The 23,277-nt window shown below is 64.7% G+C and carries 23 protein-coding genes; 12 read left to right on the top strand and 11 right to left on the bottom strand.

Annotated features, from left to right (window positions below; all coding sequences use genetic code 11):
- Positions 1-41 precede the first annotated feature (41 nt).
- From glpA to EGH24_RS00455, 3 genes are read left to right on the top strand one after another with little or no spacing between them, the layout of a single operon-like run.
- Complete coding sequence (glpA, locus tag EGH24_RS00465; protein WP_142978218.1) at positions 42-1,787, top strand: anaerobic glycerol-3-phosphate dehydrogenase subunit GlpA; 1,746 nt, start codon at positions 42-44, stop codon at positions 1,785-1,787.
- Positions 1,787-3,085 carry a glycerol-3-phosphate dehydrogenase subunit GlpB gene (gene glpB, locus EGH24_RS00460; protein ID WP_142978217.1) on the top strand — a complete coding sequence of 433 codons (1,299 nt, stop codon included), beginning with the start codon at positions 1,787-1,789 and terminating at the stop codon, positions 3,083-3,085. The genes glpA and glpB overlap by 1 nt, the downstream gene beginning before the upstream one ends.
- Entirely contained in the window at positions 3,082-4,386 is a 1,305-nt protein-coding gene (locus tag EGH24_RS00455; protein ID WP_142978216.1) for an anaerobic glycerol-3-phosphate dehydrogenase subunit C, read from the top strand. Before glpB ends, EGH24_RS00455 begins: the two co-directional genes overlap by 4 nt.
- Before the next feature lie 97 nt (positions 4,387-4,483).
- On the opposite strand, the gene EGH24_RS00450 is transcribed toward EGH24_RS00455, so the two are convergent.
- The 3 genes from EGH24_RS00450 to EGH24_RS00440 form a co-directional block, all read right to left on the bottom strand.
- Positions 4,484-6,142 carry a GMC family oxidoreductase gene (locus tag EGH24_RS00450; RefSeq protein WP_142978215.1) on the bottom strand — a complete coding sequence of 553 codons (1,659 nt, stop codon included), beginning with the start codon at positions 6,140-6,142 and terminating at the stop codon, positions 4,484-4,486.
- Positions 6,139-6,654, bottom strand: coding sequence for a gluconate 2-dehydrogenase subunit 3 family protein (locus EGH24_RS00445; RefSeq protein ID WP_142978214.1), 516 nt, complete (start codon positions 6,652-6,654; stop codon positions 6,139-6,141). The genes EGH24_RS00450 and EGH24_RS00445 overlap by 4 nt, the downstream gene beginning before the upstream one ends.
- A 210-nt stretch (positions 6,655-6,864) precedes the next feature.
- Positions 6,865-7,704, bottom strand: coding sequence for an HFX_2341 family transcriptional regulator domain-containing protein (locus EGH24_RS00440; protein ID WP_142978213.1), 840 nt, complete (start codon positions 7,702-7,704; stop codon positions 6,865-6,867).
- A 111-nt stretch (positions 7,705-7,815) separates the two neighbouring features.
- Here EGH24_RS00440 and EGH24_RS00435 point away from each other — a divergent pair, with 111 nt between their 5' ends.
- The 8 genes from EGH24_RS00435 (at position 7,816) to hflX (ending at position 15,962) form a co-directional block, all read left to right on the top strand.
- Positions 7,816-8,286: a hypothetical protein gene (locus tag EGH24_RS00435; RefSeq protein ID WP_142978212.1), complete on the top strand. Its 471-nt coding sequence runs from the start codon at positions 7,816-7,818 to the stop codon at positions 8,284-8,286.
- Positions 8,287-8,445: 159 nt separating this feature from the next.
- Positions 8,446-9,717 carry an FAD-dependent oxidoreductase gene (locus tag EGH24_RS00430; protein WP_142978211.1) on the top strand — a complete coding sequence of 424 codons (1,272 nt, stop codon included), beginning with the start codon at positions 8,446-8,448 and terminating at the stop codon, positions 9,715-9,717.
- Between the two features lie 9 nt (positions 9,718-9,726).
- On the top strand, positions 9,727-10,377 hold the full coding sequence (locus EGH24_RS00425; RefSeq protein WP_142978210.1) for a CheF family chemotaxis protein: 651 nt from the start codon (positions 9,727-9,729) through the stop codon (positions 10,375-10,377).
- A gap of 100 nt (positions 10,378-10,477) precedes the next feature.
- Positions 10,478-11,914, top strand: coding sequence for a CRTAC1 family protein (locus tag EGH24_RS00420; protein WP_142978209.1), 1,437 nt, complete (start codon positions 10,478-10,480; stop codon positions 11,912-11,914).
- Positions 11,915-11,993: 79 nt separating this feature from the next.
- Positions 11,994-13,403, top strand: a complete 1,410-nt coding sequence (locus EGH24_RS00415; RefSeq protein WP_142978208.1) for a glycerate kinase type-2 family protein — start codon at positions 11,994-11,996, stop codon at positions 13,401-13,403.
- Positions 13,404-13,467: 64 nt separating this feature from the next.
- Positions 13,468-13,650: a DUF7576 family protein gene (locus EGH24_RS00410; protein ID WP_142978207.1), complete on the top strand. Its 183-nt coding sequence runs from the start codon at positions 13,468-13,470 to the stop codon at positions 13,648-13,650.
- Between the two features lie 57 nt (positions 13,651-13,707).
- On the top strand, positions 13,708-14,433 hold the full coding sequence (locus EGH24_RS00405) for a ribosome assembly factor SBDS (protein WP_142978206.1): 726 nt from the start codon (positions 13,708-13,710) through the stop codon (positions 14,431-14,433).
- 233 nt (positions 14,434-14,666) lie between these two features.
- A complete protein-coding gene (gene hflX / locus EGH24_RS00400; RefSeq protein WP_142978205.1) occupies positions 14,667-15,962 on the top strand; it encodes a GTPase HflX in 1,296 nt (431 codons plus the stop codon).
- A gap of 159 nt (positions 15,963-16,121) precedes the next feature.
- On the opposite strand, the gene moaC is transcribed toward hflX, so the two are convergent.
- From moaC to gatD, 6 genes are read right to left on the bottom strand one after another with little or no spacing between them, the layout of a single operon-like run.
- Positions 16,122-16,637: a cyclic pyranopterin monophosphate synthase MoaC gene (gene moaC / locus EGH24_RS00395; protein ID WP_142978204.1), complete on the bottom strand. Its 516-nt coding sequence runs from the start codon at positions 16,635-16,637 to the stop codon at positions 16,122-16,124.
- The gene (locus EGH24_RS00390) at positions 16,630-18,069 is read right to left on the bottom strand and encodes an NAD(P)H-hydrate dehydratase (RefSeq protein WP_142978203.1); all 1,440 of its coding nucleotides are present in this window, start codon (positions 18,067-18,069) and stop codon (positions 16,630-16,632) included. Before EGH24_RS00390 ends, moaC begins: the two co-directional genes overlap by 8 nt.
- 48 nt (positions 18,070-18,117) lie before the next feature.
- Entirely contained in the window at positions 18,118-18,678 is a 561-nt protein-coding gene (locus EGH24_RS00385; protein ID WP_142978202.1) for a class I SAM-dependent methyltransferase, read from the bottom strand.
- 59 nt (positions 18,679-18,737) lie between these two features.
- The gene (locus tag EGH24_RS00380; RefSeq protein ID WP_142978201.1) at positions 18,738-19,646 is read right to left on the bottom strand and encodes a universal stress protein; all 909 of its coding nucleotides are present in this window, start codon (positions 19,644-19,646) and stop codon (positions 18,738-18,740) included.
- A 40-nt stretch (positions 19,647-19,686) separates the two neighbouring features.
- Positions 19,687-19,974, bottom strand: coding sequence for a hypothetical protein (locus tag EGH24_RS00375; protein ID WP_142978200.1), 288 nt, complete (start codon positions 19,972-19,974; stop codon positions 19,687-19,689).
- Positions 19,965-21,251, bottom strand: a complete 1,287-nt coding sequence (gene gatD / locus EGH24_RS00370; RefSeq protein ID WP_142978199.1) for a Glu-tRNA(Gln) amidotransferase subunit GatD — start codon at positions 21,249-21,251, stop codon at positions 19,965-19,967. The genes EGH24_RS00375 and gatD overlap by 10 nt, the downstream gene beginning before the upstream one ends.
- 104 nt (positions 21,252-21,355) lie before the next feature.
- Between gatD and EGH24_RS00365 the strand changes: the two genes are divergently transcribed.
- Positions 21,356-21,823, top strand: coding sequence for a hypothetical protein (locus tag EGH24_RS00365; RefSeq protein ID WP_142978198.1), 468 nt, complete (start codon positions 21,356-21,358; stop codon positions 21,821-21,823).
- Here the strand turns inward: EGH24_RS00365 and EGH24_RS00360 are convergent.
- Both EGH24_RS00360 and EGH24_RS00355 read right to left on the bottom strand, forming a co-directional pair.
- On the bottom strand, positions 21,820-22,500 hold the full coding sequence (locus EGH24_RS00360; RefSeq protein WP_142978197.1) for a DUF1405 domain-containing protein: 681 nt from the start codon (positions 22,498-22,500) through the stop codon (positions 21,820-21,822). The two genes, EGH24_RS00365 and EGH24_RS00360, sit on opposite strands and share 4 nt — an antisense overlap.
- A gap of 69 nt (positions 22,501-22,569) precedes the next feature.
- Positions 22,570-23,190, bottom strand: a complete 621-nt coding sequence (locus EGH24_RS00355) for a DUF6149 family protein (RefSeq protein WP_142978196.1) — start codon at positions 23,188-23,190, stop codon at positions 22,570-22,572.
- Positions 23,191-23,277: the final 87 nt, after the last annotated feature.

Raw genomic sequence — 23,277 nt, 5'->3', positions numbered from 1 at the left:
GGTAAACTAAAGTCATTATAGTTCAAAGGAGAACCGAACGGATGAGTAGCAAACCACACGTAATCGTCATCGGCGGGGGTTCGACCGGGTGCGGCATCGCGCGCGACCTCGCGATGCGCGGACTCGACGTGACACTCGTCGAACAGGGGAACCTTACGCACGGGACGACAGGACGGATGCATGGGCTACTCCACAGCGGTGGCCGGTACGCAGTCGCCGACCAGGCCAGCGCGAAGGAGTGTATGATCGAAAACCGAATTCTGCGGGATATCGCCAGTCACTGTGTCGAAGAGACCGGCGGGCTCTTCGTCAAACGGCCTGAGGATACCGAGGAGTACTTCCAGAAGAAACTGGAGGGCTGCAAGGAGTGCGATATTCCGGTTGAGGTGCTGTCCGGTGACGAAGCTCGTGAGCTGGAGCCGTACCTCGCCAAGGACATCGACAAGGCGATCCGCGTCCCCGACGGCGCGATCGACCCCTTCCGGCTCTGTGTGGCCAACGCCGCCAGTGCGGAGGAACACGGCGCGCGGATCGAGACACACGCGCCCGTAGTGGATGTACTCAAAGAGGGCGACGAGGTCGTCGGCGTCGAGGTCGAACACGAGTCGGGCCCCGGCAAGCGCGTCCACCGCGAACCCGGCACCCGCGAGGAGATCCGCGGCGACTACGTCGTCAACGCGACCGGCGCGTGGGCCGGACAGATCGGCGAGATGGCCGGCCTCGAACAGGAAATCGAGGTCCGGCCCGGCAAAGGCGTCATGACGATCATGAACACCCGACAGGTCGACACCGTCATCAACCGGTGTAAACCGAAGGGTGACGCCGACATCGTCGTCCCCCACGAGACGACGGCGATTCTCGGCACTACGGACGTCGAGGTCGACGATCCCGAGGACTACCCCGAAGAGCAGTGGGAAGTCGATCTGATGATCGACACGCTCAAAGAGCTGGTGCCGATCATCGAAGAGGCCCGAACGATTCGCTCCTTCTGGGGCGTCCGGCCGCTGTACGAGCCGCCGGGAACCGGGACGAGCGACTCGACGGACATCACCCGGGACTTCTTCCTCCTCGACCACGCTGACCGCGATGGCGTCGAGAACTTCACCTCCATCGTCGGCGGGAAGTTCACGACCTACCGGATGATGGGCGAGGACATCTCCGATCACGTCTGCGACAAGCTCGGCATCGACGCCGAGTGTCGCACCGACGAGGTGCCGCTGCCCGGCAGCGATGACTTCTCGGTGCTGCGAGACTACATGGACGAGTTCGGCATCCGCTCGCCGATCGGCCGGCGGAGTGCCCAGCGACTCGGCTCCCGCACTGACGAGGTGCTGGACTACGACGGCCCGAACCCGGTCGTCTGTGAGTGCGAAGCCGTCACGCGCGCGGAGGTACAAGACGGGATCGAGGGCTCGGGCTCCGACCTCAACGCCGTGCGCCTACGCACGCGCGCATCAATGGGTAACTGTCAGGGCGCGTTCTGCTGTCACCGGATGGCTGCCGAGCTCTACGACGAGTACGACGAGGAGACGGCCTACACTGCGTGGGACGAACTCTATCAGGAACGCTGGAAGGGTGAACGCCACGCGATGTGGGGGCGACAGCTCTCACAGGCCGCCCTCAAGTACTCGCTGCACGGTACCACGATGAACCGGGACAAGGACGCTGCGACGACTGACACCGTCATCAGCGACTTCAACGCCTTCGATACCGGTGTCGGCGCGTCGCCGAGCGACGGGGCGACCGGTGCGGCTGCAACCGACGGCGGCAAGCGGGGAGACGACTGATGGCGATCGAAGAAGACGTCATCGTCATCGGCGGCGGGCTCGCCGGCTCCATCGCCGCGCTGGAAGCGGCCGACAGCGAGGCCAGCGTTCGCCTCATCACCTACAAGAAGTCCACGTTGCGACACGCCAGCGGGCTGATCGACGTCCTCGGCTATCTCGACGAAGAGGAGCCGGTCGCCGATCCGTTCTCTGCGGTCTCCAAACTCCCTGACGACCACCCGTACTCGATCGCGGGCGAGGCAGCGATCCGCGACGGCCTCGACCGCTTCGACGAGGCGGTCGGTGATACTTATCAGGGCAATCACACCGACAGCAACGCGCTGGTGCCGACGTTCGGCGGCGCGGTCAAACCGACCGCCCGGTATCCGGCTGCCGCCGCGGCCGGCCTCGCCAGCGACAGCCGCGAAATGTTAGTCGTCGGCTTCGAGGAGATTACCGACTACAACGCCAGTATGCTGGCCGATCATCTCGCCGCGGCCGACGTGCCGTTCGCGGTCGACGGCGTCGAACTCAACTTCCCCGGGACGTACGCCAACGACTCCCGGGTGACCCGGTTCGCCAAACGGCTCGACAACGACGAGGACGTCGAGTACGACGGGCAGACGATGGGCGCACGCGAGGCCCTCGCCGATGCGGTGAAACCCCACGTCGGCGACGCCGAACGCGTCGGCTTCCCCGCGTTCCTCGGCGACGAACACACCGCCGAGGTCCGCAGCGATCTCGAACGCCATCTCGGCGTCGACGTGTTCGAAATCCCGATGGGGCCGCCGAGCTTCCCCGGCATGCGGCTGGCCGACCAAATGAAAGACGCCCTCGACGAGGCCGGCGTCCACATCTCCGCTGGGAATCCGGTCATCGACTACGAGACCGACGGCGACGAGATCGACGCCGTCATCGTCGACAGCAAAGGCCGCGAGGTACCGCATTACGCCGAGGAGTTCGTGCTTGCGACCGGCGGGCTCGTCGGCAAGGGGATCGACTCCGACCGCGACGGCACCGTCGAGGAGCCGATCTTCGACTGCCACATTCCACACTCGGAGGACCGTTACGACTGGTTCGAACAGGAGGCCTTCGGCGATCAGCCGTTCGCCCACTTCGGCGTCCGGATCGACGAGGGCATGCGCCCGCTGGACGCCGACGGGAATCCGGAATTCCCGAACCTCCGGGCGGCCGGCGCGGTCGTCGGCGGCACCGATACGGTGACCGAGAAGTCACAGAGCGGCGTCTCGCTGACGACTGGTGTGGTTGCAGGGCAACGGGCGAGTGAACGAGCTGCGAAACGAGAGGTGAGCCAATGAGCGACGCACAACAACCCAGCGATTTCGAGCCGACGAGTGTTGCAGATGATTTCGAGGCCGTCGATATCTTCCCGTCGAGCGAGGATATGGACCTCCGGCCCGGAGCCGACAACTGTTACAAATGCACCAGCTGTGATACCTCCTGTCCGGTCGCCGAGGTCAACGAGGACTTCCCCGGTCCCAAGTTCCAGGGCCCCGAACAGTGGCGGCTGAAACGTCATGAGGACGTCGACATCGACGACTCGATCATGTCGTGTTCGAACTGTATGCGGTGTGACGACGCCTGTCCGTCGAGCGTCCCGCTGAGCCAGATGCACAACACCGCCCGCGGGGAGTACGTCGAAGAGCACCTGGACAAGCTCTCCCGGGAGTACCTCCGCAACCGGATGCTCTCGAACTACCGGACGCTCGCTTCGATCGGCAGCAAGATCCCACGGCTCTCGAACTTCGTCATGGGTCTCGGGATCACGAGCGTCCTCGGTGAGAAGATCATGGGCATCCCGAGCGAGCGCGACGTACCCGAGTTCGCCACCGAGACCTTCCGACAGTGGTGGAAAAAGCGCGGCGGCTCGAAGGTATCGAACCCGGACAAACAGGTCGCGTACTTCCACGGCTGTTACTCCAACTTCAACACCGTCGAAGTCGGCAAGGCGATGGTGCGTGTCTTCGAGGAGTTCGGCTACGAAGTCCTCGTCCCGAAACAGCAGTGTTCGGGGACGCCGATGTTCGCCAACGGCATGCTGAAAGACGCCCGCCGCGAGGCGGAGGTCAACGTCCGCGAACTCGGCGAGGCCATCGACAACGGCGCGGAGGTCATCGCCTCCTGTACGTCCTGTTCGATGGCACTCCGACAGGAGTATCCCGAACTGTTCGACATCGAGGGTATCGAAGAGCTGTCCGAGCACACGTGGGAAGCCCTCGAATTCCTGCGCGTCCACGAGGACATCGGCCAGGCGATTCAGGAGAGCGAGGTCGATCCGCAGGCGTTCGCCTACCACGCACCGTGTCACGCCCGGAATCAGGGGCTGGACCGGCAGGCGGTCGAACTCTTCCGCGACCTCGACGGCGTCACCATCGAGGACGTCGGTGAGTCCTGTTCAGGGATTTCAGGAACCTACGGCTGGAAGTCCGAGAAGTACGAGACCTCGATGAAGATCGGCGCGGAGATGTTCGATCACATGGAACACGCCGAGGGCGACGTTGGCATGACCGAGTGTCCGACCTGTGCGATGCAGATGAACCACGGGACGGGTTACGAGATCCGCCACCCGCTGGAACTGCTCGAAGAAGCGCTGGTCTAACGACCTGCCATCCGTTCACCGCGGTTTTTTCTCACGCCTGTCGACGATACCGAATTCGTAATTTTGCATTACAGTGCAGCAGCGGTTAGCGCAGCAGTCACCCAGCCAGTGAGCCGTGGATGTTGTCGGCGGCTTTCAGCGATAGTGCCATGATCGTCAGCGTGGGATTGGCCGCGCCGCCGGTGACGAAGACGCCGCCGCCGGAGATATAGAGGTTATCGAGGTCGTGCGTCTGTAGGTTCGGATCGACCACGCTGTCGTCGGGATCAGTCCCCATGCGTGTGCCACCCATCGGATGGTAGCCGCCTTTGATATCCTCGATGAACTCGTCGGAATCAGTCGTCGTTCCCTGCACGAAGGCGACGTTGCCGCCCATCTCTTCGATGAGGTCCTTCCCGACCTGGATTGCTTTTTCGGTCCCCTTTTCACTGAACTCGCCGGCCTCGACCTGCACGTCCGGCACGGGATTGCCGTGGTTGTCGGTCTTCGATCTGTCGAGGGTAATCCGGTTGTCTTCTCTCGGCAGCATCTCGACGCTGTTCAGCGTCCCGATCGAGTTCCCATAGAGGTTGACTGTTTCGAGCAGGTCGTCGCCGAACCCGCTGCTATCGATTGCCCGCTCGGCGAGCGAGGGGTCGGACGTGTTGAGGAGCATAATATTGGCACCCCCGCGCTCGGCCGTTCCCTCGTAGAACTGCTGGATGCCCGAGGAAACGACTGGACCGTACGCGCCCTGGTAGGTTTCCTGATTCGGCACGATCCCGATGACGAGCGCGCCCTCGTGTTGCATGAAGTACCGACCGACGGTGCCACTGGAGTTCGCGAGGCCGTCGGGATACTGATCGGACTCCGAGAGCAAGAGGAGTCGAGGCGTCTCAAAGGCACCGGCCGCGGCGACGAACACGTCGGCTTCTTGGGTATGGGTGTTACCGTCCGGCGTTTTGTAGACGGCCCCGGTGACTTCCTCGCCGTCGGGTCCGTGTTCGAACCGCTGGACTGGCGTTTGGGTGAGCACCGTTGCCCCCTCGGCCTCGGCTTTCTCGACGTGGACTTCAGCCGTGTACTTCGCCCCCGACGGACAGACGTGCTCGCAGGTGCCGTACCCCTGACACTGATTGCGGTCGTATTTCCCCGTGTTGATGGCCATCGGCATCGACTGCACGTCGATATCGAGCGCCTCGGCAGCCTCGGCGAACAGATCATCGGAGGCACTGTTGGGTAGTGGGTCCATCGGATACCCTTCCTCCCGCGGCGGTTGATGGGGCGCGTTGTCGGGGCCAGCGATGCCGACCTCCTGCTCGGCGCGAGCGTAGTAGGGCTGGAGGTCCTCGTAGCTGATCGGCCAGTCTTTGCCGACGCCAAAGCGACTCTCCATCTCGAAATCCTTCTCGCGGAGGCGCGGCGTGACACTGCCCCAGTGGAGACTGGTCCCACCGACGCCCTTGACACGACGCTTGTTGAGCGGCCAGTCCTGTTCGCCCGACATGGAGTAGGCATCGCGCTCGCCGCCCATATCCCAGACCTCGTTGACCCCTCGATCGGGGTGGATCTGGAGTTTCATCCGGTCGACGCGGTGCTCCATGTCGAACCGTGGTCCGGCTTCGAGAATGACGACATCGTGGCCGCGCTTGGCCAGCGAATACGAGAGCAACGCGCCCGCTGGGCCCGCACCGACGACACAGACATCGGCGTCCTCGACCGGCGTTCGGTCGAGATTTTCGCTCGATTGGGCCTCTCCAGACTGGGTTTCGTTCATTGGGTGACTCCCGGATTGTAGCCGAATCCACCGGGGAACCCGCGCGGATTGGGGTTGCCGACGAGTTCGCCACCCTTCGGTGAGGCGTAGAACGCGAACAGCAGCTCATCGAGGATATGGTAGTTCACCTGCTCGATATCGCCGCCGTCGTGGACCGAGTCACCCGAGCGAAGTGCTGTCTCCTCGAACAGCGAGACACGCTCGTCGGGCGCCAACCCGAGAAACGCTGAGCCGAACTCGTTGGTAGCCAACTCGTTGAGTGTCTCGATCCCGGCGGTGAGCCGCTCTCTGTAGACTTCTTTGTCGGTGATTCGGCCGAACATGAACGTCTCGATGAACTCCTCGGTGACCTCGACCTCAGAGGGATAGAGGACGTCGGCGACGCCGACCAGCGTCTCCATCGGTGAGGCGTCCGCGGTGCGATCCGAGAATCCTGCACAGCCAGCAGTCGACGTGATACCGGCGGCCGTGAGTGCCGACAGTGCATCGCGTCGGGTCAGTTCTATTGGCATGGCATACACTGCAGAGTCCCTACATATAAACTTTCATCATTAACTCGTTTTAGTTAGTATCTTTGCGGTGGTGAAATACCGGGTGGAACCGGCGATCACACGCCGCCCAATCGAACACAGCCGTCGTTTCTACATCGCTACGTGGGTGATAGCACATGCTGCTGACTGCTCACTCATCGAGACTGCTGTGTTGCCTGCTACCAACTGCTATTAGGACGTTTCCAGATGGGCAGTGTCGCTAAAGGCGTCGGCGTAAAAGTCCTCGATGTAAGTTTCATCGCCACTACTCTCAACGGCTTCGAGCGTGTCGGCTTCGAGTGGAAACGCCGCGAGCGCGTCGACGCCGCGGTCCTCCAAGAAGACCTGCTTCTCCCGCCCGACTTTCTCGACGGAGATATACTCGCCGTCAGTTAGGGGTGTGATGATATGTGATTCAAGCAGTTTGTAGCGTCCCTCTTCCGATTTGGACTCCGTGTTAGCGATAAACGGCAGTGATTGGGATTCGGTATACTGGATCAGCTCCTTCTTTGTGACGCCATCCTTCCCATGGAGGAACGCCAGAATCCGGAGCTGTTCTGAGGACGGTCCTTGGAGTTCGAACACCGGTAGTTCAGTGATTGCCCCCGCGCCTGAAACCACAGGCTCGTCGGGGGGTTCGACTGCAGTCTCCTCCGCCCCGCCACGTGTCGGGCGCACGTAGAACGGCGTCGCCTCGGTGGTCTGTGTGGCCATCATCCCCGCGATTGCTGCGATCTTGCTCCCCGTCGAGACGTTGATATAGACGTCGTCACCTCCGTGATCCGTGACGGCCTGTGTGAACACTTGGAGGGCACTGTCGAGATCATAGAGGTTCGCCATGCGGGTTTCGACCTCGATGCGGTCCATCGCCTCAAGGTCGGCACGCATCTCCGCTTCGAACTCGGCGATCAACGCCTCGTTGTCCGGGCAGATGAGCACAACCTTGTCCGCTTTGAGGTCGTACAGCGGCTCGACGATCCGTGCGACTTCCCAGCCGAGTGCCACCACGTGAACCCGATCGGTTACCTCCATTACTGTCCCATACACGATCATCGGATTTGTAGCTGTCGCATTGAAGAGTTATTTTCGTTACTGCTGAGGAAAGTCCCCAACACTTATTATACTAACTCAGAATCGTTAGTTATGCGACGCAGACAGATACTGACCGCATCGGCGATGGCAATGGCCGGACTGGCAGGCTGTACAGGTGGCGACAGTACCAACGAAGCTGACACCGAGGGCAGTCCGGTTGTCACGACCGTCGAGGAGTTCTACACCACGCTCTACGAGAACAACGATATCGAGGGGGCCAACGCGATGTACCACCCGGACACCGAGTCACGGGAAATGAGGCCCTCGGATTTCGAACCGTTCGGTGGGATCGAGAGCATCAAAGCGACTATCGTGTCGACGGAAGTGGTCTCTCAAACTGACTCGACGGCTGAGGTCCACGTGGAGGTGACATATAATACGCCACTGGGCTCAGCGACGAACGAGGACTGGCTCACTATGCGAACGAACGACGGCGAGTGGTTCGTCGACTACTATCTCTCGGATGAGGCCCGATCAGACATGAGTCAAGCAGAGATCGAGGAGGTCATGAATCAGTCGTAGGTGTACGACAGCCGGTAGCAATCCCGGGGAACGGCGTGGTTGTCAACACTTGTGACAACCATCCGACACCGGGGTTTTTGACTGTGGGAACCATACACACAGTACTCCGTTCACTCGCGCACCCGGAAACAAGACCAGCGAGTCCGGAGGCTGCTTTCCATGACACACAGCACAACGGTCCTCGTAATCGGCGGCGGCGGTACAGGTGTCGGAACCGCACGCGACCTCGCGGCCCGCGGCGTCGACGTGACGCTCGTCGAGCGCGGCGGCCTCGCCAGCGGCACCTCGGGACGCTCCCACGGCCTGCTCCACAGCGGCGCGCGCTACGCGGAGGCCGACCCCGAGGGGGCCGCGGAGTGCATCGAGGAAAACGAAATCCTCCGCGATATCGCCGGCCACGCGATCGGTGACACGGGCGGGATCTTCGTCCAGCTTGAAGACGACGACCCCGACTACTTCGACGCCAAGCTTGAGGGCTGCCGCGAGCACGGCATCGACGCCGAGGTGATCGATGGCGACGAAGCCCGTGATCGCGTCCCGGAACTGGGCGACAACGTCGTGCGCGCGATGGTCGTCCCCGACGGTGTCATCTATCCGTCGCGGCTGGTCGCGGCCAACGCTGAAAGCGCGGCCGACCACGGCGCGCGAGTCCTCACGCACGCGCCCGTCGAAGGGATGACCCTCGACGACGGCGAGATCGCCACCGTTGAGGTCGGCGGCGAGGTCAACGAGACGATCACCCCCGAGTACGTCGTCAACGCCACGGGCGCGTGGGCTGGCGAGTGCGCCGCCATGGCCGGCGTCGATGTCGAAATGAAACCTACGAAAGGCGTGATGGTCGGCGTCGACTACGAGGGGCTCGGGCCCGTCCTCAATCGCTGTCGAGAACCCGACGACGGCGACATTATCATCCCCCACGAGCGGCAGGTCGTCCTCGGGACGACCAGCGTCGCCGTCGACGATCCTGACGACTACGATGAGGAACAGTGGGAAATCGAGAAGATGTTCGAGGAGTGTGCGGCAATGATGCCGACCCTTGACGGTCGGGAGGTCGCCCGCACCTACTGGGGCGTTCGGCCGCTGTACGCGCCCGACGAGGCGGGTCGCGGCAGCCAGGATTCGGGCAAGGGCGACGAACGCGGCATCTCGCGTGGGTTCTTCCTGCTCGACCACGACGACAACGGCGTTGAGAACTTCGCCAGCGTCGTCGGCGGCAAGCTGACGACCTACCGGATGATGGCTGAGGCAACGGCTGACCACGTTTGCGAGATCCTCGGCGTCGACGCTGAGTCGATCACGGCCGAGGAGCGACTCCCGGGCGTTGACGACCCTGACGAACTCGACCATCTTGTTGCCAAATACAGCGCGCGCAATCCGGCCGACGAGGACGTCGTCGCCGACTACTCGGATACAGCCGCCGCGGACGACTGAGCAATCCCCATGACGGCTGATCCTGACGACGTGCAGGATCGGCTGCTTGAGGGGACCGGCTCATCCGACAGCGAACCGCCTGCCGCCGACCTCGCCGCGGTCCCGGCTGGCGTCACCCATCCCGCGCGCAAGGGTGGCCGCGTGACCGACGTGAGCGCGGTCGCCGCGCGGCTGACGCTGGCCGACGAGACGCTGCAGATTCGGGACGCCGACGGCGACCTCGCGGACTTCGACCTCCGGTTTTCGGACATTGTCTACTACCGAGAGGATCACCAGGAGATCAACGGCCGCACCGTCGAGAGCCTCTCGATCCGCCACGTCCAGCCGCCCGCGGCGGCGGTGACGACGGCGGTGAGCGTCTGGGACGACGCGGCCCACGACCGACTCCGCGAGGTCGTTGCCGACTACTACCGGCGCCAACGCGACGCCATCGACGACCTGTCCCTCTCGGGTCCACAGCTCGAACTCCTCGTCCGGTGTTACTCGATGGGCGGCGAGCTCGATCCCTCGGCGATGCTGTCGAAATCGACGGCCGAACTCACGGAGCTCTTCGAGCCGCTTCGGGCGGCCGGTCTGCTCCGGAAGGGTGATACTGGCGTCTTTCTCACTGGACGGGGATACCTCGTCGTCAACGAGGAGATCGACGACGAGACGATGTAAGCGACAGCGGTTTCGTTCGCGGGCGGCGAAACGGCCGGACGTGTCGTCGTCGGTTCGGGTAATCCGAGTGTTCTTATCGCTCGGCCGACTTCGATCTGGTATGTTCGAGGATCGGTCGGCCGATATCGCCGACAACACCCCATTTACCGGGTACGGCGCGGCGGTCACCCGGGGTGAACACGGGCCGCTGATCCTCGTCGCGGGCCACGGCTGTGGCAACCAACTCCTCTCGTGGAATGCCGGCGAACTCCACAACCGCTCCTGTGGCATCATCGCCGACGCCAACCGACAGGCCATCGGCGTCGCTGCCGCTGATCTCGATACCGACGGCTACGAGGAGCTGTACGTCCACAATACCGACGCCTACAGCGGCGTCTCCGGAAACACTGATCTCCTGCTCAACCGGATCGACCACGACGGCCGGACAGTCTGGTGTGATGCTTTCGCTCACGACATCAACGCCGACCGCGGGAACTTCAACGCGGGTCGATCGGTCGCCGCCGTCGACCGATTTGGGACTGGTCGCTACGGGATGGTCGTCGCCAGCTACGACGCCGAAACCCGGTTTTACGAACTCGGCGACGACGGCGAGATCACGGATATGGCCGACGCCGTCGGGCTCGATTTCACCTGCGGCGCGCGTTCGCTGATCGCCGCCCCGCTTGTCACCGACAACATGGACATCTTCGTCGGCGTCGAGCGCGGCCCCAATCGACTGTTTCGCAACGACGACGGCCATTTCGTCGATGTTGCCGCCGAAGTCGGCGTCGCCGCGCCCGACGCCGACGCCCGCGGCGCGACGCTCATCGACGCCGGCGACGGCGAATTCGCCTTAGCGGTCGGCAGTTGGGAGGACGACAACCATCTCTTCGTGCCGACTGACGAGGGGTTCGCCGACGTGTCGCCGGCGGCGTTCGCCGAGCCGACGACGATTCGGACGGTGCTGGCGGCGGATTTTGACAACGACGGCCGCCAAGAGCTGTTCGTCAACGTCCTCGGCAGCGAGAATCGGCTGTTCGCGCCGGCTACCGATGCTGACGGGTCGGGTGACGATGCGGCTGACGACGCTGTGTCACGTGACGGCTCCGTAACCGAGTGGGACGCCTGCCCGCTCGGTGACGCGTCCGAACCGCAGGGCCTCGGCACCGGCGCGGTCGTCGCCGACCTCGACGACGACGGCACGCTTGAACTGCTGGTCGTCCACGGCGAGGTCGATTCTCAGCCGTTGTCGCTGTACAGCGCGCCGACCGACAACGACTGGCTCCGCGTCCAGCCGACGACCCAGTACGGCGCGCCAGCCCGCGGCGCGGTCGTCACGCTCGAAACCGACCGCGGGCGACAGCGACGCGTGATCGACGCTGGCAGCAGCTACCTCTGTCAGTGCGAACCCGTCGCCCACTTCGGCCTCGGCGGCGCGACCGCCCCGAAACAGACGCCCCAACGTCTCACCGTCCGGTGGCTCGACGGCCGCGAACTGAGCATCGAGGAGCCGACAGCGAACACGACCCACGAAATCCCGCATCCGACTGCCGAGTAGCTGGATCCTGTCTTTCCGGCTCCGGAACGCACGCCGATCCGGCCCTACGTTTTTGCGTCCATCCGCCGTTGAGCCCCCAATGATCCAGAACCGCGAGCAGTTGGCGACATCTCACGCTCACGAGGTCGCCCTCGACTGCCTCGCTGCCGGCATCGAGGCCGCCGACCCGGCTCGCCTCACACGCGAGATGGTGTCGTGTGCCGACGGGATGCTGACGGTCGGCGAGACGACGTACGCACTTGACGACTACGACGAAGTCATCGTTCTCGGCGGCGGGAAGGCAGCTGCCGTCGTCGCCGCCGAGGTAGAATCGATTCTCGGCGACCGGCTCGACGGCGGGATCGTCGTTACCGACACCCCCGTTTCAACTGAGCGCGTCGAGGTAGCCGCCGGCGACCATCCGATCCCCAGCGAGGCCGGCGTCGAGAGCACCCGCCGGCTGTTGGACGCTGCGGAGGCTGCCGACGCCTCGACGCTGATCCTCGGTGTCATCACCGGCGGCGGCAGCGCGCTGTTGGTCGCGCCCGCGGCGGGTATCTCGCTGGCCGACCTCCAGTCAACGACCGACGCGCTGCTGGCCTCGGGTGCGACGATCACCGAGATCAACGCCGTCCGCAAGCACTGCTCGGCGATCAAAGGCGGCCGGCTCGCGGCGGCGACAGGGCCGGCTACGGTCCACTCACTCGTCGTCAGCGATGTCGTCGGCAACGACCTCGCCACGATCGCCAGCGGGCCGCTCGTCGGCGATCCGACGACCTACGCCGACGCCCGCGAGGTGATCGAGCGATACGACTGCGACGTACCCGCGGCTGTAGCAGACCGCCTCGCCCGCGGCGCGGCCGGTGAGATCGATGAGACACCGACGCCGGGTGATCCGGTCTTCGAGCCCGTGACGACGACGATCATCGGAGACGGGATGACCGCGGTTCGGGCTGCCGCCGACCGCGCGAGCGAGGCGGGTTTTGAGTCGCTGGTTCTCTCCTCGCGCGTTCGCGGCGAGGCACGCGAAGCGGCGAAAACACAGGTCGCTATCGCTGAGGAGATCCATGCCAGCGGCCAGCCGCTCGCGCCGCCGGCGGTCGTCGTCTCCGGCGGCGAGACGACTGTCACAGTCCGCGGCGATGGGACTGGCGGCCCGAACCAGGAGTTCGCGCTATCGGCGGCTGTCGAACTCGCCGCTTCGGCGACCGTCGATGACGGCAGCGGCAACGGCGGCAACGGTGGCAACGGCGGCAACGCCGACAACGATGGCACCGGTAGCGACGCGTCCGCCGACACTGTCGTCGCCGCGGTCGACACCGACGGCGTGGACGGCCCGACCGACGCCGCCGGCGGGATCGTCGACGCCGAGACGGTCGAGCCGGCGGCCGGCCACCGCGCGCTCGCCGCCAACGACGCCTATCGCGTGCTTGATTCGGCGGACGCACTCATCGAAACCGGCCAGACCGGGACGAACGTGAACGATCTGCGGGTCGTCGTCGTGACGTGACGAACCGGCAACATCCGTCACTACGAGTAGACAGGTTAACGTACCGAGACCCACCTGTTCCGGTATGGTGGATCCGACATCCGATATCGGCGAGGACATCTCCGAGGAGGACGCCCCGGAGTGTGCGGTCTGCAGCAAGCGTATCGTCCAACTCCCGACACACCGGGTTATCACGACGGTCGAGGACGGACAGATCGAACACGTTCACTTCTGTTCTGCCGACTGCCGCTCGAACTACCTCGATTAGGGGCGGGGAGCCCACTCGCGGGGAGCGTTTTTATGACCCGCGGTGTAACGCCCTGATATGATCTCGCTTGAGGACGCAGTCACGGCGCGCCTCGAATCCCACGGCGCGCGGTTCGAGGTACTGATCGATCCCGATGCCGCCCTCGAAATCAAACGCGACGAGTTCGACGGCGAGCTCGAAGACGTGATCGCCGCCGAGGACGTCTTCGAGGACGCCTCCCGCGGCGACCGCCCCGCCGAAACCGACCTCGAAGATGTCTTCGGGACGACCGACCCGATGGAGATCATTCCTGAAGTCATCAAACGCGGCGAGATCCAGATCACCGCCGAGCAGCGACGCGAGATGCAGGAACAGAAGCGCAAACAACTCATCAACACCATCGCGCGCAACGCAGTCAACCCTCAGATGGACGACGCGCCCCACCCGCCGGAACGGATCGAGCGCGCACTCGACGAAGCCGGCTTCCGGATCGACCCGATGGAGCCCGTCTCCGATCAGGTCGATGAGGCACTCGAAGACCTTCGCCCGGTCCTCCCGATCCGCTTCGACGAGGTGACCATCGCGGTCCAACTCCCCGCCGACTACGCCGGCAGCGGGCAGGCCGAAGTCCGCCAGTACGGCGAATTGGAACGNGAGGAGTGGCANNNNGACGGCTCGTGGGTCGGCGTCGTNACGTTCCCGGCCGGCCTGCAGAACGATTTCTACGATATGGTCAACGAACTCACCAGCGGCGAGGCCGAAACCCGGATCATCAAAGACGAAGACGACATCAAAACGCGGTGATTCGGCCGGATGTGGACACCAGGTGGCACCGAATCTCCCGAGAGTTTCTTGGGTCCGGCGGCCGAACATCAGGTATGGACGTGATGCGCACTGTCACTGCCTGATCGCGCCCCCAGTCGACCGGGCTCCCGCACCCGCATGCGCGACCCCCCAGCGACCTCGCCGGCTGTGCGGCCGTTCGCTCGACAGTGCCAGCAGCATCGTCGCCACCGAAATCGCCGCGGAGGTGCCGCATGAAAGCCGTCCTCGCCAAACGCGTTGACAGCGGCACCGCCGACCTCGCCGAACTCCGCGACCTTGCGGCCGCCGCGGGCTACGAGGTCGTCGGCGACCTCACGCAGACGCGGAAAGAGGACCCCGCCTACCACTTCGGCGAAGGGAAAGTCGCCGAACTCGCCGACCTTATGGTGCGAACCCGGGCCGACACGGTCATTATCGACAACGAGGTCAGCCCGTTCCAGATGTTCAACATCGGGCAAGCCCTGCCCGAAGAAATCGACGTGCTGGATCGGTTTACGCTCATTCTCGACATCTTCGGCCAGCGCGCACAGACGCGTAAGGCCCAGCTACAGGTCGAACTCGCCGAACTTCGGTACGAGTTGCCGCGGGCCTCGGCGAAAGCCAGCCTTGCCAAGCGCGACGAACGCCCGGGCTTCATGGGCCTCGGTGAGTACGACGAGAGCCGCGAGCAGGACATCAAATCCCAGATCGCCAATATCAAAGAGGAGTTGGAAGCAATAGCGGAAAAGGAAGAACAGCGGCGGAGCGAACGCCGGGACTCCGGTTTCGATCTTGTCGCGCTCGCGGGCTACACCAACGCCGGCAAATCGACGCTGCTCCGCCGGCTGGCGGCCGAACTCGACGTCGACGAAAACGCTGAGAAACATCCCGATCTCGACGACGTGGCGGAGTCCCAAGACATGCTGTTTACGACGCTCGGAACGACGACCCGCCGCGCGGAGTTGGAACGGCGTGACGTGCTGTTGACCGACACGGTCGGGTTCATCTCCGACCTTCCGCACTGGCTCGTCGAGTCCTTCCAGTCGACGCTGGATTCGGTCTACCGGGCGGATCTCGTCTTGCTCGTCGTTGATGCCAGCGAGCCGGTTCAGGAGATGCGTGAGAAGCTCGTCACCTCCCACGACACCCTCCATGAGCGCAACGAGGCCCCGATTCTCACCGTGTTCAACAAGACCGACCTGCTCTCCGAAGACGAACTCGAAGAGAAACAAGCGGCCCTCGCCGCGCTCGCGCCCGATCCGATCGCCGTCTCCGGGAAGACCGGCGAGAACATCGACGCCTTACGCGACCGAGTCGAGGCCGAACTCCCTGACTGGGAACACGAGCGACTGTTGGTGCCGATGGCCGACGAGACAATGAGCTTCGTTTCGTGGCTCTACGATCACGCCTACGTCGAAACCGAGTCCTACGAGACCGAGCAGGTCCTCCTTGAGTTCGAGGCCCGGCCCGCGATCGTCGAGCAGGCCCGCGCGAAGGCCGCCGAACTCACGCCCGTCGAATCCGCCTGAGAGCGGCGTTTTCGCTCTGTATCGGTTCCCCAATCGAAGCGTACCAGTCGAGCGTGTCGTCGACGCTGTCGCAGTTAGCACCGAACAGTCACGCGGTTTTCCCTGCCGCTTCGCAGTCGCCGCTCTCGGCGGTCAATCGCCGCGATAAAGCTCCGAGTGCTATATCGATTGTTTCGACTTCTCGACAACTCCGATATTCTCGATCGCTGTCTCGGGATACTGGCCTGCGTCATCCTTCTCGACAGCTTTGCACATATCCCAAACGACGTTNANNCCGGTCGTCACNCCTTCNAGNGCNTCCATCTCACAGCCGGTCTTGCCGGTCGTCTCGACGGCGACNGTNAGNTCNATCCGNNCNTCGNNGACNNCGAANTCNNNNTCNACGTTCGNAATCGGNATCTGGTGNCACATCGGGATCGTCTCCCACGTGTGTTTGACGGCCTGAATCGCGCCGATCCGCGCCGTCGCCAGCACATCACCCTTACCGATTTCGTCGGCTTCGATTGCCTCGATTGTCGCGGGCTGGAGGCGGATCGTTCCCGCCGCGACCGCCCGCCGCTTCGTGTCGGGTTTGTCGCCGACATCGACCATCTGGACCGAGCCCTCGTCGTCGGTGTGTGTCAACTCCGCTGCCGCGTCGGCGTCCGCTGGTTCTGCCTGCTGATCGTCACTCATTGTCGAAGCCCTCCGAGAGCCGGTCGAGTAAATCCGTCGCCACGAGCCCGTTGCCGCGTGCGTCGGCGGCCGCCTCTCCGGCGCGACCGGTGAGATACGCCCCGGCCGCCGCGGCCGTAAGCGGCTCGGTGGCGACCAGCAGCGCGCCGACCACGCCGGCCAACACGTCGCCCGTTCCGCCGACGGTCATCGCGGGCGTGCCGGTCCGATTGACGCGGGTCGTCTCGCCGTCGGCAACGATGTCGTAGGGTCCTTTCACGAGCAGTGTGTGGCCGAGTTCCCCCGCAAACTCGGCGACGAGATCGGCTCGCTGCTCCCAGTCGTCGGCTGTCTCGCCGCCCATCGCCTGCAACTCGCCTTGGTGGGGCGTACAGACCAGTGTCGCGTCGGTGTCGACTTCGGGAACGACCCCCAGCGCGTCGGCGTCGATGACGGCTCGGCCTTCGAAGCCCCCAAGGAAGTTGGAGACGGCTTCGCGTGTCTCGGCGTGGTCGCCGAGCCCCGGTCCGCAGATCACGCCATCCATCTCGACGGCGCGATCGAGGACGCCCTCGACGACGCTTGGCGTGAACCGCTCGCCGTCGAGGGCGTGGACGATCAGGTTCTCGCTGTAGCCCTGTACATCGCGGGCGACGGATTCCGGACAGGCGATGTGGACGAGGTCGCAGCCCGCTCGGAGTGCGGCCTGTCCGGTGAGTGCCGGCGCGCCGGTGTAGGGACCGCCGCCGATCACCAGCACCTCGCCGTGGTCGCCTTTGTGGCTCGCGGCTGCGCGGTGCTGACTCGGCAGGTCGCCGGGGCCGACGAACCGCTCGGCGGCCGCGGGAATGCCGATTTCGGCGACGGTGACCGCGGCGTCGAGGTCAGCGAGGCCGGGCTTCGTGTCGTGGAACGTGACGACGTGGTCGGCGTCGACGGCGACGCCCTCGCTGGTCCCGGTGTCGGCATCGACGCCGCTCGGTACATCGACGGCGACGACCGTAGCCTCTGACTCGTTGATCACGCGGGCGGCCGTCGCTTCGGGCTCCCGTAGCGCGCCCGTGACGCCGGTGCCGAGCATCGCATCGACGATCAGATCGACGTCGTCGAGATCGAGGTCGGCGATGTCGGTGGTATCGCCCACGACTGTTGTCGGCAACTCCGCGTGCTGGATGGCGTCCCAGTTCTCGCGTGCGATCTCCGTGCCGATCCGCTCGGGGTGCCCGAGCAGGACGGTTTCGGTATCGTAGGCGTCGAGAAAGCGCGCAGCGACGAAGGCGTCGCCGCCGTTGTTCCCGCGGCCGCAAACGAGGACGACGCGGTCGCCGGGGTCGACGGACTCGCGGACGACGCGGGCGACGGCGTTGCCGCTGGACTCCATCAACTGCTTGCGCGGGATTCCGAGAGCGGCCGCGTTGGCGTCGACGGCCGCCATCCGGTCGGCTGTGATCATACGCTCGCTTCGGCGGCCGGATAAATAATCGTCGGGGCGGTCAGCCGCTTACGACCGCGCCCGAATCGAGAAGGTCTCGCCGCGTTCGGTGGCGACCTCGACGCTGAATCCAGCCTCGGTGAAGGCGTCGGCGACGAAGTCGGCGTCGTGTCGCTCGTCCCGGGGCGGGCCCGCTTCTCCACGACCGTCGGCCGACCAGTCGACAACGACGACCGGGCTGTCGGGGGCGAGCACGCGCCGGAGATCCGTCAGTGTCGACGCCAGCGGAATCTCGTGGGCGGTCATCGTCGAGACCGCCGCGTCGGCCGCGCCGTCGCCGAGCGGCAGGCTGTCGGTCGAACTCTCGACGAGATCGACGTTGTCGGGAACGCCGTTCTCGCGGAACAACTCGTGCATCTCGGCCTGAATGTCGACCGCGGAGACGCGGCCGAAAAACGGTGCGAGGTCGGCGGTGTAAAAGCCGGTGCCGCTGCCGAGATCGATGAGGTGGTCGTCGGTACCGCTGCCGGCGTCAAGTGCGCCGAGCAGTTCCTCCCGCGAGCAGAACCGGTAGCGACTCACGTCCTCAAGCCGATCGGCCCGCGAGGGGTCGAACGTGTGAAAGCCCATAGGAGCGTGTCGGGACCGACGCGAATAGCCGCTGGGGTTCCGGTATCGAGGGGCGAATTTCAGTCGGCTGTCGCGTCGTCCGCGTCCCCCTCTGATTTGTTCGTCTTACTCGGGACGACCAACACGGGATGTTCCGACGAGCGGAGCACCGCCTCGGTGACGCTGCCGATCAAATATCGGCTCAGCCCTGTCCGGCCGTGTGTACCCATGACGATACAGCCGATATCATGCTCGGTCGCGTACGACCGGATCGCCGCTGGGACTGATGAGCCGTGTTCGACGGCTGTTTGGATGCCCTCGATCCCCGTCGTCGCGGCGAGGTCGGCCGCGTTGTCGACGACTTCGGTTGCCTCCGTTTCGAGGGAATCGAAGTGCGGCAGCGAGCGACTGGAACCCCCGAACACCGAGACATCGACTGCTGACAGCAGGTGGAGCGTCCCGTCGGTGTCGTTGGCGAGATCGACGGCGAATTTCAGGGAGCGGGTCGCCGGGTCGCTCCCGTCGGTCGGCACGAGCAGCGACTCGAAAGGGTAGCTGATCGGCTGGCCGTCCGGTCGGAGCGTGAGGACAGGCACCGTCGTCAGTCGGCTGACGCGCTCTGTCGTGCTGCCGAGGAAGAACTCCTCTAAGCCGGTTCGTCCGTGAGTCGGCATCACGATGCAGTCGATCCCTTCTCTCGCGGCGTACCCGGTGATCGTCTTGGGGACGCCACCCTGTATGACGGCCGTCTCCGTCTCGATGCCGCGCTCTTCGGCGCGAGCGGCGGTGTCGGCGACGAGCGTCTCGCCTTCCTGTTCGAAGACGTCGATCACGTCGTCGCCGATCCGGGTAACGCTGTCGTGGGACGTGTCGGCAACGTGGAGCACGTGGAGGGTCGCGCCGTGGTGGGCGGCGATAGCAAGGACCTGATCGAAGACGGCCTCAACACCGTCGCTGCCGTCGGTCGGAAACAGGAGTCGGTCGAACATATCGAACTATTTTGTCGCCGTGCTAATAATTACCACTGCCTCAACGGTCGTTGCCGCGCTCTGTCTCGTCGTCGGCCGGCGGCTCAGCGGGTGTCGTCGATTTCATCCGGCCGTAGAGGTACCCGAAGTGAACGATTCCCGGCAGTATGAGGCCGCCGACCGCCCAACCGACGGCGACGACGACCGACCGCCTGCGGCGACGCGCGTCACGGAACAGCCACACCGACACCCCGAGTGTGATCGCGTAGACGACAGCCAAAATCGGCTCTTCGATGACGGCCGCGACCAGCAACGGCGATCCAGCCACCAACGACGCCGCTACTGCCACGGCTGGGATTCCTCGGTGAGCTCGCCAGCCAACGAGCGACCCATTGCCTCAGTGGGGTTGCCGACGTTCGCCAGTGCCCACATCAGTTTGACCTTCGCGGTGCCGGGCAGCGTATCGCCGGCTTCGACGACGCCCGCATCCAGCAGGTCGCGGCCAGTGTCGTAGACCCGATCACAGACGCGACCCTCCAGACATTGGCTCGTCATTGCGACGACCGCGCCGTCGTCGACCAGTTCCTCGACCCGCGGGATCAGGTCGGTATGGATGTGGCCGAGGCCAGTCCCTTCGATTATCACGCCGTCTTTATCCTCGAGATAGTCCCACGCCGCGGGGTCCATCCCCGGAGTGAATTTCACGAGTTCGACCGACGGATTGAGGTCGTCGGTGAGCGCGAGGTCGGCGTCGCCGCGCTCGGCGTACTCGCGGTTGAACTCGAAGGCGTCGGCGGCTGCCTCGCCCTCGCTGCCGTCATCCTTCGCGGTCGCGTACTTGATCGTCGCCAGCGGCTTGTTGCCGACGGTCTCGAAGGCGTNCCGNCGGGAGGTGTGGTTCTTCCGGACGCGGGTCCCGCGGTGGAGCGCGCAGCGGTCGTCGCTGGCGTCGGCGTGCATACAGAGCAGCACTTCCGCGCAGTCGCTTTTCGCGGCTTCGACCGCACAGACTGCGTTCATGACGTTGTCAGAGGAGGGGCGGTCGGCCGATCGCTGGCTGCCGGTGAAGACGATCGGGACCGGCGTATCGAGCATGAAGCCGAGGGCGGCCGCGGAGTACTGCATCGTATCGGTGCCGTGCATGACGACGACGCCGTCCGCGCCTGCCTCGATCTCTTCGTGGACCGCCTGAGCGAGCTCCTGCCAGATCGAGGGGTCCATGTTTTCGCTGAGGATGTTNGCGACNACNCGNCCNCGGTAGTTNGCGCGNCCGGCGAGNTCNGGNACCGCNCGNANCACNTCCTCGGCGNNGAACTGCGCGGTGACCGCGCCGGTCCGGTAGTCGACCGTCGAGGCGATGGTGCCACCCGTCGAGATGAGNGAGANNGTCGGCNGNTCCTCGCCGAACTCGATTTCCGAGATCTCCCCGTCGTCGGGGTCATCGTCGTCGCCGATGTCGTGGACGTCGGTTTCGAGCACGTCGACGCTGGCTGCCTCGCGGTCGATCCCGATGTTGTAGCCGCCGTCGAGTTTGAGGACGATGTGGTCGCTCGTCGAGGAGGGCAACACCACGCCTTCGTTCGTGGTACCGCCGCGCTCGACGCGGACGCGGTCGCCTGGGTTCATACTCCGGCGTTGCCCGGGGGTCGACTTGAAACCACGCTTTCGCGGTCTTCCGCCGCCCACGCGACGGGCACAACAGCCAAACCGCTGGGCCGACACACTCGGGTATGCAGCAGTCCGACGAACTGACCGAGTCGATCGAGGAGATCGACACCGACTCAACACCTACCGCCAGCGAGGGCGGCGGCGAGTCGGGTCGGCTCGGCGGTCGCTTCTCGGGGAAAGCTCTCCTGTTGTCGCTGGTCGCCGTCGCCATCGGCGTCGGTGTCGGCGGCGCGATCCCGATCATCGGTAGCGTCGGTTCGCTGGTCGGCGTCTTCGCGGCGACGTTCGTCCTCGGCATCCTCGTCAGCGAGTCTCGGTATCTCGAAACCGCCTTCGCTGGCGGCGTGGTCGTCGGCGTCAACTTCGCGTTGAGCCTGCTCACGTCGGTCGCGCTGCCGATCGGCGTCGATTTCTTCCAGCAGTACGGCCTCGCGTTCAGCGGCGTCGGCGTTGTCATCGGCGTCGTCCTCGCGCTCGTCGGCCACTACTTCGGGCGGGACTTACGTGACGGGCTAACGCGGGAAATTTAGCCCGACGATTCGGTGCCCAGCCGGTCGAACTGCCATGCGGCCAGCCCGACGGCCAGAATCGAGAGCACGACCGTCAGCGTCGGCACCACGACACCGGGCTCGTAGCGTAGCGGCGGGTGGTAGCCGAACCCGTAGTCGACGATGTCGTTGGCGAGCAACAGCCCCAGCGCGAGGCCGAGCGCGCCCCGCGTCGTCCGGCCGTAGTGAAGAATAGCAAAGGCGAAGCCGACGAACAGCAGGTGCGAGCCGATAATCCCCCAGTAGGCGTACAGCGCGTTGGCGTCGAACCCAAAATACAGGCTCGGCCGGCGGTTGAGCGCGATAGCAACCCACAGGCCGTACTTGACGAGCCAGACGAACGCCAGCGTGTGGAGATACGCAAGCGGGCGATTGACCGGCGTTTCACTGAGCGGCCGGTCCAGTATCGGCAGCAACGTCGCCACTGACAGCGTCGCCAGCGCGATAGCGGTCGGCGAGTCCGCATACAGCGGCCACAGCAGCGTCGGCACCGCCGGCATGGTGTCAACGTAGAACCGCACGCCGAGGAGGAACGTCACCGCGTTGGCGACGAGCACCATGATGAGGCTCGGGCCATGCGAGAGATACGACTCCGCCGTCGCCTCGGGCACCGGCCGCCGGAGCGTCGGCGTCGTCTCCGGCTCGTCGGCCTGCGACATACCGACTCTCGAATCGCCACACACAGGTGTCTATCGGTCTGCCAACTGCTGGAACCGAAAAGCGGCTCCTCAGTTCTCCGCGCGGTCGGCGTCGGCCGCGTCGGCATCGACGTCGTTCAGCCCGGGTGCGTCAGTCGGGTCGACGTCTTCCGGTTCGTCGGTGCCGCCGCCAACGTGGAGTTCGCCCTCGCCGTCTTCGACATATACGTCGTCGGCGAAGCCGGCGATCGCGTTTTCGTAGGCGGGCTGGTCACGTTTCTCGGGTGTTTCGGGGGCGTCTGGAATCCCGTCGATCGGGCGGAACTCGCCGAGCGGATCGTCGACCGAGATGCCGTAGCGTTTGAAAAAGTCNNCGTAGCGNCGGNAGTGTNCCTCGANCTCGTCGGCGGGNANCTCCATCATCTCCGCCCAGCCGTGGTTGAAGAAGTCGAAGTTCGCCTGAATGTGGGTGATTTCGCGGGCTTCGGCCTCNGNNANNCCNGNNTCNAGNGCGGCGACNTAGGTNTCCATCGTCGCATCGAAGAAGNCNTCGAGGTGATCCCGTCGGTCCTCGCGGGTGTCCTCGTCGGCCTTCCCGAGGAAGATATCGGTGTGCATGTCGACGAGTTTGTCGTTGGCGATATCGCCGATCACGGGGGCGGTCAGGGCGTTTTTCGCGGCCCAGTGGCGCAGGTTTTGGCGGATCTTCATCGTACTCCTGTTTGGGTGTCGACGGGCTTGAAGCCCACGACGCGAGGCCGGCTACTGTATGGAACGGTGCGACTACTGGACACGCGA

It is taken from the genome of Halonotius terrestris, assembly GCF_006861665.1.
GTDB classification, from domain to species: Archaea; Halobacteriota; Halobacteria; order Halobacteriales; family Haloferacaceae; genus Halonotius; species Halonotius terrestris.
Note: the sequence above shows the minus strand (reverse complement) of the source record. Positions and strands in the feature narration are given on the sequence as shown.